This is a genomic window from Paraburkholderia phenazinium (assembly GCF_900100735.1).
Classification (GTDB): Bacteria; Pseudomonadota; Gammaproteobacteria; order Burkholderiales; family Burkholderiaceae; genus Paraburkholderia; species Paraburkholderia phenazinia.
This window is the reverse complement of record NZ_FNCJ01000008.1, coordinates 233,003-247,753: the sequence shown is the minus strand read 5'-3', so window position 1 is coordinate 247,753 and position 14,751 is coordinate 233,003. Positions and strand designations below refer to the sequence as shown.

General features: G+C 63.2%; 17 protein-coding genes. 6 read left to right on the top strand and 11 right to left on the bottom strand.

All coding sequences use genetic code 11. From position 1 onward, the window contains the following. Positions 1-7: 7 nt before the first annotated feature. The 3 genes from infA to BLQ92_RS19695 form a co-directional block, all read right to left on the bottom strand. Complete coding sequence (gene infA / locus BLQ92_RS19705; RefSeq protein ID WP_042325066.1) at positions 8-280, bottom strand: translation initiation factor IF-1; 273 nt, start codon at positions 278-280, stop codon at positions 8-10. A 155-nt stretch (positions 281-435) separates the two neighbouring features. Continuing rightward, entirely contained in the window at positions 436-717 is a 282-nt protein-coding gene (locus BLQ92_RS19700; protein WP_090686212.1) for a hypothetical protein, read from the bottom strand. A 522-nt stretch (positions 718-1,239) separates the two neighbouring features. Then, the gene (locus BLQ92_RS19695) at positions 1,240-1,458 is read right to left on the bottom strand and encodes a hypothetical protein (RefSeq protein ID WP_090686211.1); all 219 of its coding nucleotides are present in this window, start codon (positions 1,456-1,458) and stop codon (positions 1,240-1,242) included. Positions 1,459-1,584: 126 nt separating this feature from the next. Here BLQ92_RS19695 and BLQ92_RS19690 point away from each other — a divergent pair, with 126 nt between their 5' ends. The 3 genes from BLQ92_RS19690 to cysC all read left to right on the top strand — a co-directional run bounded on the left by BLQ92_RS19690 (position 1,585) and on the right by cysC (position 2,991). Continuing rightward, a complete protein-coding gene (locus BLQ92_RS19690; protein ID WP_090686210.1) occupies positions 1,585-1,776 on the top strand; it encodes a DUF1653 domain-containing protein in 192 nt (63 codons plus the stop codon). Positions 1,777-1,826: 50 nt separating this feature from the next. Then, positions 1,827-2,021, top strand: coding sequence for a YqaE/Pmp3 family membrane protein (locus BLQ92_RS19685; protein ID WP_090686209.1), 195 nt, complete (start codon positions 1,827-1,829; stop codon positions 2,019-2,021). A 379-nt stretch (positions 2,022-2,400) separates the two neighbouring features. Continuing rightward, on the top strand, positions 2,401-2,991 hold the full coding sequence (cysC, locus tag BLQ92_RS19680; protein ID WP_175772962.1) for an adenylyl-sulfate kinase: 591 nt from the start codon (positions 2,401-2,403) through the stop codon (positions 2,989-2,991). Positions 2,992-3,164: 173 nt separating this feature from the next. On the opposite strand, the gene BLQ92_RS19675 is transcribed toward cysC, so the two are convergent. The 3 genes from BLQ92_RS19675 to BLQ92_RS19665 all read right to left on the bottom strand — a co-directional run bounded on the left by BLQ92_RS19675 (position 3,165) and on the right by BLQ92_RS19665 (position 6,726). After that, positions 3,165-3,467 carry a 2Fe-2S iron-sulfur cluster-binding protein gene (locus BLQ92_RS19675; RefSeq protein ID WP_090686208.1) on the bottom strand — a complete coding sequence of 101 codons (303 nt, stop codon included), beginning with the start codon at positions 3,465-3,467 and terminating at the stop codon, positions 3,165-3,167. Continuing rightward, positions 3,464-4,627 carry a VIT1/CCC1 transporter family protein gene (locus BLQ92_RS19670; RefSeq protein WP_090686207.1) on the bottom strand — a complete coding sequence of 388 codons (1,164 nt, stop codon included), beginning with the start codon at positions 4,625-4,627 and terminating at the stop codon, positions 3,464-3,466. The genes BLQ92_RS19675 and BLQ92_RS19670 overlap by 4 nt, the downstream gene beginning before the upstream one ends. 128 nt (positions 4,628-4,755) lie before the next feature. Next, positions 4,756-6,726, bottom strand: a complete 1,971-nt coding sequence (locus BLQ92_RS19665) for a sigma-54-dependent Fis family transcriptional regulator (protein WP_425194970.1) — start codon at positions 6,724-6,726, stop codon at positions 4,756-4,758. 247 nt (positions 6,727-6,973) lie between these two features. On the opposite strand from BLQ92_RS19665, the gene BLQ92_RS19660 reads away from it, so the two are divergent. Continuing rightward, positions 6,974-7,165 carry a DUF2964 family protein gene (locus tag BLQ92_RS19660; protein WP_090686205.1) on the top strand — a complete coding sequence of 64 codons (192 nt, stop codon included), beginning with the start codon at positions 6,974-6,976 and terminating at the stop codon, positions 7,163-7,165. A gap of 292 nt (positions 7,166-7,457) precedes the next feature. Beyond that, positions 7,458-7,748 carry a DUF1488 family protein gene (locus BLQ92_RS19655; RefSeq protein WP_090686204.1) on the top strand — a complete coding sequence of 97 codons (291 nt, stop codon included), beginning with the start codon at positions 7,458-7,460 and terminating at the stop codon, positions 7,746-7,748. Positions 7,749-7,861: 113 nt separating this feature from the next. Here the strand turns inward: BLQ92_RS19655 and BLQ92_RS19650 are convergent, their stop codons facing one another. The 5 genes from BLQ92_RS19650 to BLQ92_RS19630 form a co-directional block, all read right to left on the bottom strand. Beyond that, a complete protein-coding gene (locus BLQ92_RS19650) occupies positions 7,862-9,163 on the bottom strand; it encodes an NCS2 family permease (RefSeq protein ID WP_090686203.1) in 1,302 nt (433 codons plus the stop codon). Positions 9,164-9,491: 328 nt separating this feature from the next. Further along, entirely contained in the window at positions 9,492-9,752 is a 261-nt protein-coding gene (locus BLQ92_RS19645; protein ID WP_090686202.1) for a DUF4148 domain-containing protein, read from the bottom strand. A gap of 112 nt (positions 9,753-9,864) precedes the next feature. Further along, a complete protein-coding gene (locus BLQ92_RS19640; protein WP_090686201.1) occupies positions 9,865-10,638 on the bottom strand; it encodes a slipin family protein in 774 nt (257 codons plus the stop codon). After that, positions 10,635-12,134 (bottom strand): NfeD family protein, encoded by a 1,500-nt coding sequence (locus tag BLQ92_RS19635; protein WP_090686200.1) that lies wholly within the window; start codon positions 12,132-12,134, stop codon positions 10,635-10,637. Before BLQ92_RS19635 ends, BLQ92_RS19640 begins: the two co-directional genes overlap by 4 nt. Before the next feature lie 107 nt (positions 12,135-12,241). Beyond that, on the bottom strand, positions 12,242-13,285 hold the full coding sequence (locus BLQ92_RS19630) for an AraC family transcriptional regulator (RefSeq protein WP_090686199.1): 1,044 nt from the start codon (positions 13,283-13,285) through the stop codon (positions 12,242-12,244). A 268-nt stretch (positions 13,286-13,553) separates the two neighbouring features. On the opposite strand from BLQ92_RS19630, the gene BLQ92_RS19625 reads away from it, so the two are divergent. Further along, positions 13,554-14,687 (top strand): acyl-CoA dehydrogenase, encoded by a 1,134-nt coding sequence (locus tag BLQ92_RS19625; RefSeq protein ID WP_090686198.1) that lies wholly within the window; start codon positions 13,554-13,556, stop codon positions 14,685-14,687. Positions 14,688-14,751: the final 64 nt, after the last annotated feature.

Sequence of the window (14,751 nt, the reverse complement as noted above, 5' to 3'; positions counted from 1 at the left end):
CGCCGTTTTAACGACGACGGAACTGCGTATTGCGGGCGCCGCCGCCACCGGAGGCGCGTTCGTCCTTGTGACGGAAATTGATCCGTCCTTTGGTCAGGTCGTAGACCGACAGCTCGAGCGTCACGCGGTCGCCCGCGAGAATACGAATGTGATTCTTGCGCATGCGTCCGGATGCGTAAGCGCCAACCACGACGCCGTTGTCGAGCGTCACGCGGTAACGGCTATCCGGAAGTACTTCGTCGACGATACCGTCAAGTTCAAGCAGTTCTTCTTTCGCCATGCATAACTCCTGGTCGATGGGGTAAGGGGGCTTTGCTTAACGGCAAAGCGTGTAATGCGGTAGGGCGGACGGCTGGGCAGCACATCCGCTGGAAATGAAGCAGCTCGGCGCGCACGGCGCGCCTTGCGAGGCTGGGGTTGCCGCGCGGTTGCTGATCAAAGATCGGCGACCGACTGGCCGTCTACACGGCCGTCGATCAACTGTTCCGCGTGCGCCATGCACGCGAGGCGGGCCTTGCCCGTGCCTTCGAACGGCCACAGATACGGCAGGCGGAACACCCGGCCGTCGGCAGCCGGATTGGCGCCGACGCGGCAGATGCGCACCGACGCTTCATAACCGGCGTCCGGATTGCGGCTGGTCGTACCGTCAGCGGGACGGCGCGGATACACGAGCGGATGGATTTCGTAGCCTTTGTAAGTCTTGACAACTGAATTCATGTAGTACTTGTCCTGTATTACGTGGCTGCCGTGTCACGCGTGTTACGCGCGGCACAACAGACCCGGCAGCGCTGCACCTTCGGGCGCGCCGCCATGGAAAAAGAGTGGCACAGGCCCGATGGCAGGGGGCTTGAGCGCAGCCGCGCAAATTCGCGGATTCGATGGAGAAGAAACACGCTAATGTCGCGCGGACATCAGGCGCATGAAAAGCTGCACAACTCGCGACGGCGAATGCGTGCTGCACATTGCCGGAGTGACGGGATCGCCGACAGGCGGCGGTCGAACAGTCGGGGGTGGTGCGGAGATGCCCGGGGAAGCCCCGTTAATGCTGCCGGTACTGCGAATGCGGAATACAGCTATTCCAATATGATGCACTAAATGGGGGGGATTGGATAGCAAAAACTGCCAGGCGCGCGGCGCCTGGCGCAAAATTGATGCGGCAAAAGCCCCCGCCGGCCTTGCTGGGCATGGCGGGAGCCATGTGGCACCGGCGTCAGCCGGTAACTCGCGCGGCCTCGCGGTTTAGCGGGTCGTTTCGGCGATGCGTTTCTTCAGTTCGCGCGACGCGGCGAGCGGAATGCGGGCGTCGTCCCACACGGCCAGCCATTCGACTTCCTTCGAGGTGAAAATCTGGCCGTGATTGCGCAGCGTGTATTGCAGTGAATCGATGATGTGATTGCGGATGATTTCGGGCGTGCCTTCATCGTCAAGCACGGCGCGAAACGCTTCTAGCGTGGCCATTCGTTGCTCCGTGAAATAGGTCGTCCATTTATCGCACGAAAAAATTCTGCCCGCCAAGCGAACAAAAATGCAGCCGTGCTACATTTTGCAACCTCTTCAACCGGCAACCACAGAAGGACCCGAACCGTGCGCTATCAGCACTACAAAGGCGGAATCTACGAACTGATTTGCGAAGCGACGCTGGAGTCGGATCCGAGCGTGACGATGATTGTCTATCGCGCCGCAAATGGTACGATCTGGACCCGTCCAGCTTCGGTATTTTTCGAGCTGATCGACCATGAAGGCGGCAAGGTGCCGCGCTTCGCTCCAATCAACTGATCCGGCGCGTCACACAGACAGGCCAGCCGGATGTCATAAGGAAAATCTGCATGCGCCTGCTGCTTGCCATCATCCTGCCGTGGTTCCAGTTCTTTACGATCGGCCGTCCGTTGGCGGGGATCATCTGCCTGATTTTGCAGATCACGCTGATCGGCTGGATTCCGGCGGCGATCTGGTCTGTGTATGCGCTTAGCCAGTACAAGACGGACCAGAAGATCGAGCGCGCGCTCGGTTCGCGGCGCTAAAGCGGCTGCTACGCCTATTTGGCGTTGGTAAACTGGCCGGTGAGCGGATTGATACGACGCGCGAACCCGATCAATGCGAGTATGCCGAGCGGCGACAGAATAAAGAATGCGAGCAGCATGATGGTGTTTGGGATGGTGGAGTGGCGTCAGTGTAGTACGTTGCTTGCATTAGAAAATCACCGGAAAGGACAACACACTGTTCAGTTTGCGCGAACTAACGAATGCGGTGCTCTCGCCCGTCCAGCCTGACGCTGCGGTTAGTCAATGCGGCCTCGCCCGGCGACGTGAAATTTTCTGTAAAGAGATCGCTTTATTAATAGCGACGGAAAAACGGCGCGCAAACGTTAAAGTTAGACCGAAATAGATTGGATGCGACTCCATGGAAGCAAACGACGGATTGATGCCCGCTGATATAGCACCGGTTATCTGGATGACGGGGCTGCCCGGCGCCGGTAAAAGCACGATTGCGCAGGCGCTGCAGGCTCAGTTGCTGAGCGAGGGCGCGAAAGTGGTCGTGCTCGATGGCGATGCACTTAGAACGGGGCTTTGCTCGGATCTTGGCTTTTCGGATCTGGACCGCATCGAGAATGTGCGCCGGATCGCTCATGTGGCGAAGCTGTTTCAGCAGACCGGGCATGTCGTGGTCGTGGCAACCATTTCGCCGCTGGCAACCCAGCGCGAGATGGCTCGCGCGATCGTCGGCGACGGCTTTCTGGAAACCTTTATCTCAGCCTCGGCCGATGTCTGCTCGCAGCGCGATCCGAAGGGCATGTATGCGCAGGCGCGCATCGGCAAGATTGCACAATTCACGGGCGTGTCGTCACGTTATGAGGCGCCGGCTAATCCAGACCTGGTCATCGAGACATCGCATTGCCGCGTCGAGAGTGCCGTTGCAACGATTATTTTGCGTTTGGGTAAAAGCGTTCGAACGGGGGGCATTAAAAGCACGGGCCGACGGTTGGGGGCATGACCCGGATCAAGGTCAGAAGGCAGCGCTTCGGAAAGGACTCTTCCAGACCGAGCGGTTAATCTGCCGGGCGCGAGCCGCTACATTAGCTATGCGTGCTGAAGTCCCGTGCGCGCGAGAGAGTTGACCCCAGCCATCGGTTTCGGTGGCTGGGGATTTTTTTAGACATCGGTTTGTCACGGCGCTGAGCCTATCTCCACCGCATCCGGCACCTCGAGTACCAGATCCGACTCCGCCACCGCCACGCACGGCAGAATCCACCCCTCCGCCTTTTCTTCCCGCGACAATCCGGGCCATTCAATCGTGTACGAGACCGTACCGCTCACCATCCGGCACATACATGTCCTGCACGTTCCATTGCGGCACGAGCGCGGCAAACGCAGATCGGCGAAGCCGGCGGCTTCGAGAACAGTCAGCGAGTCGGGTGCTTCGAAGCTGTGTCCTAGTGGTTCGACGCGAACGGAGAAGGGAGGCTTCATGAAATCGACACCCCGAGCAGCCGCCCCACGCCGAACGTAAACGCCGCGGCAATCAGGCCGATCACAATCTGCCGGAACGCAGAGAACGCCGCGCCGCGGCCGTTAAACAACGAGGTGAATACGCCCACTGCGGCCAACCCAATGCCGCTCAAGCCGATGCATTGCAGAATTGCCGGCAGCCCGTGCGCCCACAAGAACGGCATGGCCGGGAAAATCGCCCCCAGCGAAAACAGGCAAAACGACACGCCTGCCGCCGACCATGGATTGCCGCCGAGCTCAGCCGGATCGAGCCCGAGTTCCTCGCGGGTGAGGGTATCGAGCGCCTTATCCTTGTCGCGCATGATCTGGCTGGCGATGCGGCGTGCCTCGCCGGCCTCGATCCCCTTGGCCTGATAGATTAGCGCGAGTTCGTGACGTTCGGCGTCGGGCGTATGTTCGATCTCGTCAGCTTCCTTGGCGATCTGCGTACGGGCCAGCTCGCGTGCGTTAGTCACGGAGAGCCACTCGCCGAGCGCCATCGAGCATGCCCCTGCAATCAGGCCGGCAAACGCCGTCAAGAGAATCGCCTTGTTGCCGGTGCCCGCGCCCGCCACGCCCATAATCAAACAAAAGTTCGACACCAGCCCGTCGTTCGCACCGAGCACGGCCGCGCGTAAATCGTTGCCCGAGCGCACGCCTTTGTGCCACTCCTCGGCATTGGCGATCTGCGCGCCCTTCGGCTCGTCTTTCGAGTAGACCCTCGAGTTCCCCTTGACCGCCCCGTTGCGGGCCTCTTCCACCACCGCCTGCACGACGTCCGCATGATGCTGCTCCTCAGCGGACAGGCGCGCCGCATCCGGCTGATTCGCGTACTTATTGCGGTCCGCATACTCGGCGGCGGCAAGCGTGGGCAGCACGAACGACGGCCCGAAGGTATGCACCAGGGCGCGCATCAGATGCGTTTTCACGCTACGCCTCGGCAGTCGTGCATGAATGCCATTCGCATGCAGCTTGTCGAGCCATACCTGGGCGTGCTCGCGCTCAGAATCTGCGAGTTGCTGGAACACGTTGCGGCGGGCCGCATCTTTTTCGACGTGGGCGAGCGTCTCGTACAGCGCGGCGCTGTCGAGTTCGTCGGCGAGATTGGCGCGGTAGCGTTTGAGTTCGTGTCGGGAGGCCATGGGTGACGGATTCGCGCGGGGTCAGCTTCGAAGCTTAACCCGGCACGGTGCGTCAGATGGGCAAACCCCCACGTCCCGGTTTGACTGCGAATGCCAATACGTCCAATTGTGCTGCCCGATTGCGGGCCTCAATGGACGCGGCTGCGGCGCAGATAGCGGTACACCGTATTGCGAGCGAGGCCCAGTTCGCGTGCTGCGGCCGAAACATTGCCGCCGTGGCGTGAGAGGGTTTGTGCGATCAACGTGGTCTGCCAGTCCTCCATCCGGGCGGGGGATGAGGGTGGGTCCGAAGCGGCATGGGCCGCGTCTGCCGCCGCATCTCCCGCCGCGTCGGCAACCCCCTCGCAGTCATGCAGGAAATCCTCCGGCAGATGCTCGAGATCGATCTGCGCCGCCCCCTCGGCCATGATCGCGGCCGTGCGCAGCACGTTCGCCAGTTGTCGCAGATTGCCGGGCCAACGGCAGCGCCTGAAAGACTCGAGTACATCCTCGGAGACCCCCATGGGCAGCCGCTCGCCTTCGCGCTGCACGTCGAGGATACGCGTCACCAGTTCGGTCAGATCGGTGCGCTCGCTCAGCGCAGGCAAGCTCACGACGAGTCCGTTGATGCGGTAGTACAGGTCTTCGCGGAAGCTCCCGGCTTCGATCATGGCGCGCAGGTTGCGGTGGGTCGCGCAGACGATCCGCAGATCGACCGGTATTGCCCGCGTGCTGCCAAGCGGCGCCACCGTGCGTTCCTGCAGCACCCGCATCAGCCGTACCTGCTGGGCAAGCGGCATATCGCCGATCTCGTCGAGAAACAGCGTGCCGCCGTCGGCCTGCACGATCTTGCCGACGCTGCCGCGCTTTTTGGCGCCGGTAAAGGCGCCGTCTTCATAGCCGAACAGTTCGGCTTCGATCAGCGTGTCCGGCAGCGACGCGCAGTTGAGCGCGACAAACGGCGCGGCGCGGCGCGGCGAATCCTGATGGATCGCGCGGGCCAGCCATTCCTTGCCGGTGCCGGTCTTGCCGAGCACGAGAATCGGAATGTCGCGGCCGCGGACCTTGGCGACCCGCCGCAGGACCGCCGCCATCTGTGGGTCGCCGGTATCGAGGGCGGCGAGCGTCACCGGCGCGGCCGGGCGGGCGGCGGGGCGTGTCGTGGTGGCCGCGCCGGCGCCCGCTTGCGCCGCGAGACTGCCGGCCGGCAGTAGATGGCGCGGCGCCGCGAATTCTCCGCGCGCGATCACGCGCACGCCGCTTGGCAAGGTGAGGGTGGTGCATTCGCCCGGCGCGCGGAGGGTCTGTTGCAACAAGGCGGGAAAGGCACTGCCGAACAGCGCCTCGAACGGTTGCCGCTGTAACTCCGCGAGCGGTTGTCCCAACTGGAACAGCGCACTGCGGTTAGCGGACAGAAACGTGCCGTCCGGTGCAAACGCCGCGAGCCCTTCATAGAGCGTGCCGATAAATTCGGCGCGAGCGTGAAAGTGGATGCGTACCGCGTCGGCGAACTGGTTGGAAAACAGATGGTTCTCGATCATCTGCGCGGACATTCGCACCAGCGCCAGCGTGTGCTTATGAAACCCGCGCGTGTCGCCGCTCACATCGAGTGCGCCGATCGTACGGCCATAGGGATCGGCGATGGGGGCGCACGAACAGGTCAGAATCCGGTTGGCATGAAGAAAGTGTTCGTCGGCATGCACGACGGTGGGCTGGCCCTCGACCAGCGCCGTGCCAATGGCGTTGGTGCCGCGATCGGCCTCGGCCCATGACACCCCTGGACACAGCGCAACCCGGTTGGCCTTTTCGATAAAGTCGTTGTCGCCGAGGCTATGCAGGATCACCCCGTGACTGTCGGTAAGCAGCACCATGCTTTGCGTATCGACGATCTGCGCATGCAGCGTCTCCATCACCGGCAGGGCATGCGTGTACAACGAATGATTGCGTTCGACAAGACCGCGCAGCGCCGGCTGGCGCAACGGGTGGAAGTCGGGTGTTTCCGTGGCGCGCAGTCCTGTTTCGAGTGAGCGCGCATGAGCCTGCGCAAGCCGTTCGGGCCGGTCCGTCAGTGGGCGGACAGCCATAGGCGCCGTAGTGGGCGTGCCAGGGCGATGGGTCACTGCTCGTCTCCGGTTGGATTTCGACACAGGGGGTACGTTGCCCGCCCGTTGCCATCCTGCAGCGCAGCATGCCGCGCAGCCGAAGATTCATCTTACAGGATTGCGGCGCGCCGCTGCATTGCACCCGCGGGCAACTCCGGGCTTGCGTTCGCGTGCAGAGGTGCAATGATTCAAGATATGGGATGCGCTCGCGCCGCGTCCCGCCGAGGCCTTGCTCGCCTCGACAGCGCCAGTTCGGGAGTACGCCATGGTGCATACGGAATTCAGGGTCGTTCTCGCAGTGTTGGCGACGTTTGCCGCGCTAGTGGGGATAGCGGTAGCGATTCACGGCATGCTGTTCGACGAGGACGAGGTGACCTTGTCCGGCGCCGCGGCAATCGCCGTCGGTATCGCCGCCAGTGCCTTTCTGTTGAATCTCTGGCCAAGGGATCGCGAATAGATACATCGCCTTGTGCGGGCGGGCGGCACGATGCGCGAGGCGCACCGCGCCGGAGGGCCGCTCTGTTGCGACGCGTCAGCGATTGGCCGCAGGCTGCACCAGATTGGTCAATCTGGAAGGAAAACTTGCGGCCCGCAGGAAGTCGTCTAAAGTGAATGAAATCAACCGCATCAAGCGTGTTTGCACACCTTTTTGCGTTTGTTGTGACCCGCGCCTCGACCGTGGAAGGAGGCAACTAAAAACAGGCGTGCGCGGCCTAGCTTGATCCACCCGTCAAACCAAGGCGAATCCCATGCAGATCATTTTCCCGAACGAAACCCCTGAGTATTCGGGGCGCGAACTCACTCTCGCGTTCCCGGCAATGGTCGATGGCGAAAGGGTGGAGTGCATGATTACCGCCGAGGCGCTCGAAGACCACTATGGGGCGGCCTCGTACCGCCTCGAAGACATGATCGGCGCGTTTGCCGCTCATCGGACCCGGATCGAAGCGGCCACGCGCCGCTTGCTGTCGGAAACGAGTGCGCAATGCCTCGTGCTGCGCAGCGGCTATGTGCGCTTCTATGAAGCGAACTGGCGCAATTGACCGTTGCTAAGGGTTGCTAACGGCTGCTGAGTTGGGCTGCTAAGTGTGGGCTATAGGAGCCCACACCGCTTCGACTTGCCGCTGCGCCGGAGCGCAGCAAATCGGCTTGTCCCTTATTCGGAGCCGAGATAGAAATAGCGGAACAGGAACACCGCTGCGATGATCCACACCACCAGCTTGACCTGGCGTGCCCGGCCGGTCAGCAGCTTGAGTCCCGCGTACGAGATAAAGCCGAATGCCACGCCGTTGGCGATCGAATAGGTGAACGGCATCAGCAAGGCCGTCAGCGCGGCGGGGACCACTTCCGTGGCGTCGTCCCAAGGCAGGTCGACCATTTCGCGCAGCATCAGGCACGAGACATAGAGCAGCGCCGGGGCAGTCGCATAGCCGGGCACGACGCCCGCGAGCGGCGCAAAGAACAGCGCGGCGAGAAACAGCACGGCAACCGTGATCGCCGTTACGCCGGTGCGGCCGCCGGCCTGCACGCCCGAGGCGCTTTCGATATAAGCCGTGGTCGACGAGGTGCCCAGCAGCGAGCCCGCGAGGATCGCTGTGCTGTCGGCGAGCAGCGCCTTGTTCAGACGGTGCATCTTGCCTTGGACCAGCAGGCCCGCGCGGTTGGCGACGCCCATCAGCGTGCCGGTTGCATCGAACAGTTCGACGAGGAAGAACACCAGGATGACGTTGAGCACGCCGGTCGACAGTGCGGCGCGAATGTCGAGATGAAACAGCGTGGCGTCGATCGACGGCGGCGCGGACACGATGCCGTGAAACTGGTTGCCGCCGAAGAAGAAGCTGAGCACGGTTACGCCCACAATGCCGATCAGGATTGCGCCGCGCACCCGCAGGAAGTCGAGCGTGACAATCGCGAAAAAGCCGATGATCGCGAGAATCACATGCGGGTCATGCAGGTTGCCGAGCGTCACCAGGGTGGCCGGGTTGCCGACCACCACGCCGGCCGTCTTCAGCGAAATAATCGCGAGAAAGAGCCCGATACCCGCGGTGATGGCAATGCGGATTGAGTGCGGAATGCCGTTGACGATCACCTCGCGCACCCGGAACAGCGTGACGATCATAAAGAGACACCCGGAGATAAACACGGCGCCCAGCGCGGCCTGCCAGGTGAAGCCCATGCCTTTGACCACCGTATAGGCAAAGTAGGCGTTCAGACCCATGCCCGGCGCGCAGGCAATCGGGTAGTTGGCGTAGAGGCCCATGATCAGCGAGCCCAATGCCGCCACGAGGCAGGTCGCCACGAAGACGGCGTCCTTGGGCATGCCCGCATCGCCGAGGATCGCCGGATTGACGAAGATGATGTAGGCCATCGTCAGGAAGGTGGTCAGGCCCGCGAGCAGTTCGGTGCGCAGGTTGGTGCCAGCTTCGTCGAAGCCGAAGTATCGTTTTACGGAGTCCATGAGGCGAGTTCCGGGTCGTGATGAAGTCGTTTGTTATGGTGGTTGTCACGCGCTGCCGCTTCTGATGACGGCAGGCGCGCGCACAGCGCTACGGGCGGATTGTAGTCACGATTACCGGTGAAGTACCGCACGGCCACGTCTGCCGTGGAGCGGATGCAACAGTTCGGGGGCAACCTGACGGCGTCACTCAGGGGTGTCCTCAGGGACGCCGCTTCGGACAGTCACGTCAGGGCGTGGCGTGGGGCCGCCGGTATCGAAGGGGCGAAATGATACCTTGCCGAAGGGGAAGGCGGGCCAACCGCGCGCTGGACGCCTCAAACGAGCCTGCTTACTGCGCGCAGGCCCCGGCATTGCCCGCCGCAGCGCGCTGCTGCGCGACGATCCGGCCCGCGCGTTGTGCGTTTTCCGGGTAGTCGGCCCAGTCGAGCGGGTCATAGCCGGCGGCACGCCACTGCGTCAGATCCGCCCTGACTTCAGCGCGCGTCTTCGGCCCATTCGGGTTGCAAGCCCCTTGTGCCTGCGCAAAAGCGGTTGTGACGCAGCAGGCCGCAAGCAGCGCAGCCAAGCTAATGTGAGAAATGGCTTTCATAACACGCTCCAATCGAGCAATCAGGATAATCCCTAAATTTTAGGGTTCGCTTCCCCACCTCAGAAGGGGGGAATCTGCAAAGCATCATTGCGTGCTGCGGAATAAGCGCGGCTCACGACACGGATGGCTTGCCGAGCCGGTCGAGCACGGCATTCAGCAAGTCGATCGGCAGCGGAAACACGATGGTCGAATTCTTGTCCGCGGCGATCGTCGTAAGCGTCTGCAAATAACGCAACTGCATGGCCTGCGGTTGCCGCGCCAGCGTCTGCGCCGCCTCCAGCAGGTGTTGCGAGGCCTGCAACTCGCCCTCCGCATGAATCACCTTGGCGCGCCGCTCGCGTTCGGCTTCGGCCTGGCGCGCGATGGCGCGGATCATCGTTTCGTTGATATCCACATGCTTGATTTCGACGATCGCCACCTTGATGCCCCAGGCGTCGGTTTGCGCATCGAGCACCTTCTGGATATCCGCGTTGAGCTGTTCGCGAGCGGCCAGCAGATCGTCGAGTTCGTGCTTGCCGAGCACGGCGCGCAGGGTGGTCTGCGACAATTGGCTGGTCGCTTCGAAGTATTTGGCAACCTGAATCACGGCGCGCTCCGGATCGACCACGCGGAAATACACCACGGCGTTGACCTTGACCGAGACGTTGTCGCGCGTAATCACGTCCTGCGGCGGCACATCGAACACGACGGTGCGCAGATCCATCCGCACCACTTGCTGGACGATCGGGATAATCAGCACCAGCCCGGGGCCCTTGACCTTCCAGAAGCGCCCGAGCATAAACACGACCCCGCGTTCGTATTCACGAAAGATGCGGATCGACGAGGCGATCAGGATCGCCGCCAGTACGATCAGAATGCTGCCGAAGCCGAATGTGAAACCGATCATGAGCGTTCTCCGTATTGTGATTTTTGTGGTCCCTCAGTCGGTACGACGGTGAGCGTCAGGCCGCGCCTGCCCGTCACGCGCACCGCGTGGCCCGGCGCAAGCGGCGCCGCGCTGCACACCTGCCAGCGCTCGCCATGGACCCGCGCCCAGCCTTCGCCCGCCGCCGAGTTGCCATGCGGCACGAGGCCGCCGTCGAGCACCACGCCCACGCTGCCGATCAACGCCTCCGAACCGGTCACCACCGGCCGGCGGCGGGCGCGCATGGCCACGCTCGATACGGTGAAAACGAATAGCGCACTGAACGCGGTAACGGCCGCGATCACCGGCAGCGGAATGCCGTAGCCGGGCACGTCGGTATCGATCAGCATGAGCCCGCCGACCACGAAGGCCACAATGCCGCCAAAGCCGAGCGCGCCGAAGGTAGGCAGAAACGCTTCGGCAATCAGGAAGGCGAGGCCCAGAAAGATCAGGGCGAGACCCACGTAGTTGATAGGCAGCATCTGCATCGCAAAGAGGCCGATCAGCAGGCTGATGGCGCCCACCACCCCGGGCAGCACGAAGCCCGGATTGGCGAACTCGAAGAACAGGCCATACATGCCGATCATCAGCAGAATCAAGGCTACGTTCGGGTCCGTGATGACGGCAAGGAAATGGCTGCGCCAGTCCTGTTCTAGCGTGGTGATGGGCGCATTGGCCGTGTTCAGCCGCTGGTCGCCCGACGCGGTATTGACCGTGCGGCCGTCGAGCTGGCGCAGCAGGTCGGGCACGTCGCGGGCGGTCAGGTCGATCACATGCTGCGCCAGCGCTTCGTTGGCCGACAGGCTCACGGCTTCGCGCACGGCATGTTCGCCCCAGTCGGCGTTGCGGCCGCGCAGTTGCGCGAGACCGCGGATATAGGCGGCTGCGTCGTGGACCTGTTTGCGGGTCTCGGTCGATTGGCTGTCGGTTGGCGCGGAGCTTTGGCCGGGCGGTGCGGCGTTCTGGCCCGGCGGCTCGGCGCCGCCCATACCGAGCTGGATCGGCGTCGCGGCGCCGAGATTGGTGCCTGGCGCCATCGCCGCGAGATGGCTGGCATAGACGATATAGGTGCCCGCGCTCGCGGCGCGTGCCCCGCTTGGACCCACGAACGCCGCCACCGGCACGGGTGAGCCCAGGATCGCCTTGATGATCTGCCGCATCGAGGTATCGAGGCCGCCGGGGGTGTCGAGTTGCAGCACCACGAGTTGCGCCCGCTCCTGCGCGGCGCGTTGCAGGCCGCGCACGATAAAGTCGGCGCTAGCCGGGCCTATCGCGCCGTTGACGGGGATGACCACCACGCTGCCGGGCGCTGCCGCGGCCTCGAGGCGGGGCGTGGAAGCGCTAAAGAGGGTGCCGGCGAACGCCAAGAGGAGGCCTAGCGCGGCAATGCCGCGCAGGGACCGGAGCGCAAGACCGCCGGGGATACGCCGGCGGCGCGGGCCGGATTGCCGAAACGGGAGAAACGGGTACTTTCTCATCGCGAACGGCCGGGGCGCCGCATCGACGGTGGCCGGAGCTTACCAGGCCTTATCGAACCCAATCGAGCGGCGCGGGCCGGAAAAAGGGCGGGCCTGCTGTTTATAGCTTAGTCCGATTCAGCCGGATGCGTGAGATTGCCCCGCGCCAGCCGGTAGTCGGTCGGCCGCATGCCGGTCCATTTGCGAAACGCGCGATGGAACGCACTCGGCTCGGCAAAGCCCACCCGCGCCGCAATCTCGGCAATCGTGCGCCCGCTGTCCTGCAGTTCGCCGATTGCGATGTCGCGCCGCAGATCGTCCTTGATCGACTGGTAGGTGTAGCCCTCTTGCTTGAGATGCCGCCGCATGGTCGCTTCGGCCAGATGCAGGCGCTGCGCCATCTCGTCGGCAGCCGGCCAGCCGGCCATCGGCAAGGTGCGCAGCAGCTTGCGCACCCGCGCGGCCAGCGAACCCGGATTGCGGTACTTGACCACAAAGCTGCCTGGTGCATCGCGCAGAAACGGCTTGATCGACTGCGTCGTCTGGATCACCGGCAGTTCGAGAAACGCTGGCGCCAGGTCGACATAGGTGGTGTCCTGGTTAAAGCGCATGTCTTCGCAGAACATCAGCCGGTATTCTTGCGCCGCGGCCGGTTCGGCACAGCGAAAGCGCGCGGTCAGCAACGGAATGCGCCGGCCGACCAGCCAGCAGACCAGCCCGTATACAAGGATGAAGTAGGTCGCGTAGGCGAACATGGTCGGCTGCGGCGTGCCTTCGCGATGACTGAACGTGAGGCGCACGCGCTCCGGCTCCGAGCTGAGCTGCGCGCTCAGATCGTCGAGGATCAGACGCATGAAGCTGAGCGCCCGGGTCAGCGCATGGGCGCCGTCGCGCGCCGTCAGGGCGCACTGGGTCATGGCGATAAAACTGCCGCAGCGCATCGGGTGCGAGTCCTGGCCGAAAAATTCGTCGTCGAGCGCCCGGGCAATGCCGGCCCAGAGCGCGCCGTATTGCGCCGAGGAGACCCGGCTCCTGGGCGCGTTGAGTATCTGCGGCGCGATGCCGGCCGCATCGATCAGCGGCAGCACGTCGAGCCCGCGTGCGCGCGCCAGCGCGAGGGTCTCTTCGACGAGGCTCAGCGAGATCGTCCCTTTATGGTTTTTCGGAGTCATCGAGTCAAAGCAAAGTGCAGGGCATGGGCTTGGTGGCCGGGTGGAAAATGCGGCGCGCCAAACACGGGGCGGCAACCGTGGCGTGGCAAACGCGCTCAACCATCCCTTGGCTGGATAATGCAATTCTCATAACGGCATGCCGGTCCAGCTTGTTCAACCATGCCGGGATGGCAAATGCGCTCACGCAGAATGATCGGGCAGAGCATCGAAGCTGTCCAGTAGCTTGCCTACACTTGTCCACACCTGGACGGAGACGCAAGCCTGAATCATGGACAATTTCTACACTGACGACCAACGGATGATCCGCGACGCGGCACGCGACTTTTCAGTCGATTGCCTTGCACCCCACGCGGCGCAATGGGACCGCGAAGCGAAACTGCCGGACGAGGTGGTCAAGCAGATGGGCGAGCTGGGCTTCCTCGGCATGATCGTGCCGTCCGAGTGGGGTGGTTCGTACACCGACTATGTGGCCTATGCGCTGGCGCTCGAAGAGATCGCCGCCGGCTGTGCCTCCTGCGCGACCCTGATGAGCGTGCACAACTCGGTGGGCTGCGGCCCGATTCTCAACTTCGGCAACGAGGCGCAGAAAAAAGAATACCTGGAGGATCTCGCCACCGGGCGTCGGATTGGCGCTTTCTGCCTGACCGAGCCGCAGGCCGGCTCGGAGGCCAACAACCTGCGCACCCGGGCGGAGCTGCGCGACGGCAAGTGGATCCTCAACGGCAGCAAGCAGTTCGTGACCAACGGCGCGCGGGCCAATATCGCCATCGTGTTTGCCGTGACCGACCCGGAGCTCGGCAAGCGCGGCCTGTCGGCCTTCATCGTGCCGACCGATACACCCGGTTTCAATGTGGGCCGGCCTGAGCACAAGCTCGGTATCCGCGCCTCGGATACCTGCCCGATCTCGCTCGACGACTGCGCCGTGCCCGAGGCCAATCTGCTGGGCCAGCGCGGTGAAGGGCTGCGCATTGCCCTGTCGAACCTCGAAGGCGGGCGCATCGGCATTGCTGCGCAGGCGGTGGGTATCGCGCGGGCGGCTTTCGATGCTGCGCGTCTCTACGCCAATGAACGGACCCAGTTCGGTAAGGCTATTAAGGAACACCAGTCGGTCGCCAATATGCTGGCCGATATGACAACGCGTCTGAATGCGGCGCGACTCCTGGTGCATCACGCGGCGCGGCTGCGCAGCGCGGGCAAGCCGTGCCTGTCCGAGGCCTCGCAGGCGAAGCTGTATGCTTCCGAGATCGCCGAGGAAGTCTGCTCGCACGCCATCCAGATTCACGGCGGTTACGGCTATCTCGAGGACTATGCGGTGGAGCGCCATTATCGCGATGCTCGTATCACGCAGATTTACGAGGGCACCAGCGAAGTACAAAGAATGGTGATTGCGCGGCAGGTTTAGGCGCAGAATAAATCGCCAATAGAGCGCATCCGCGCCACCTTGCAACAAGTTGCATGGGACGGGA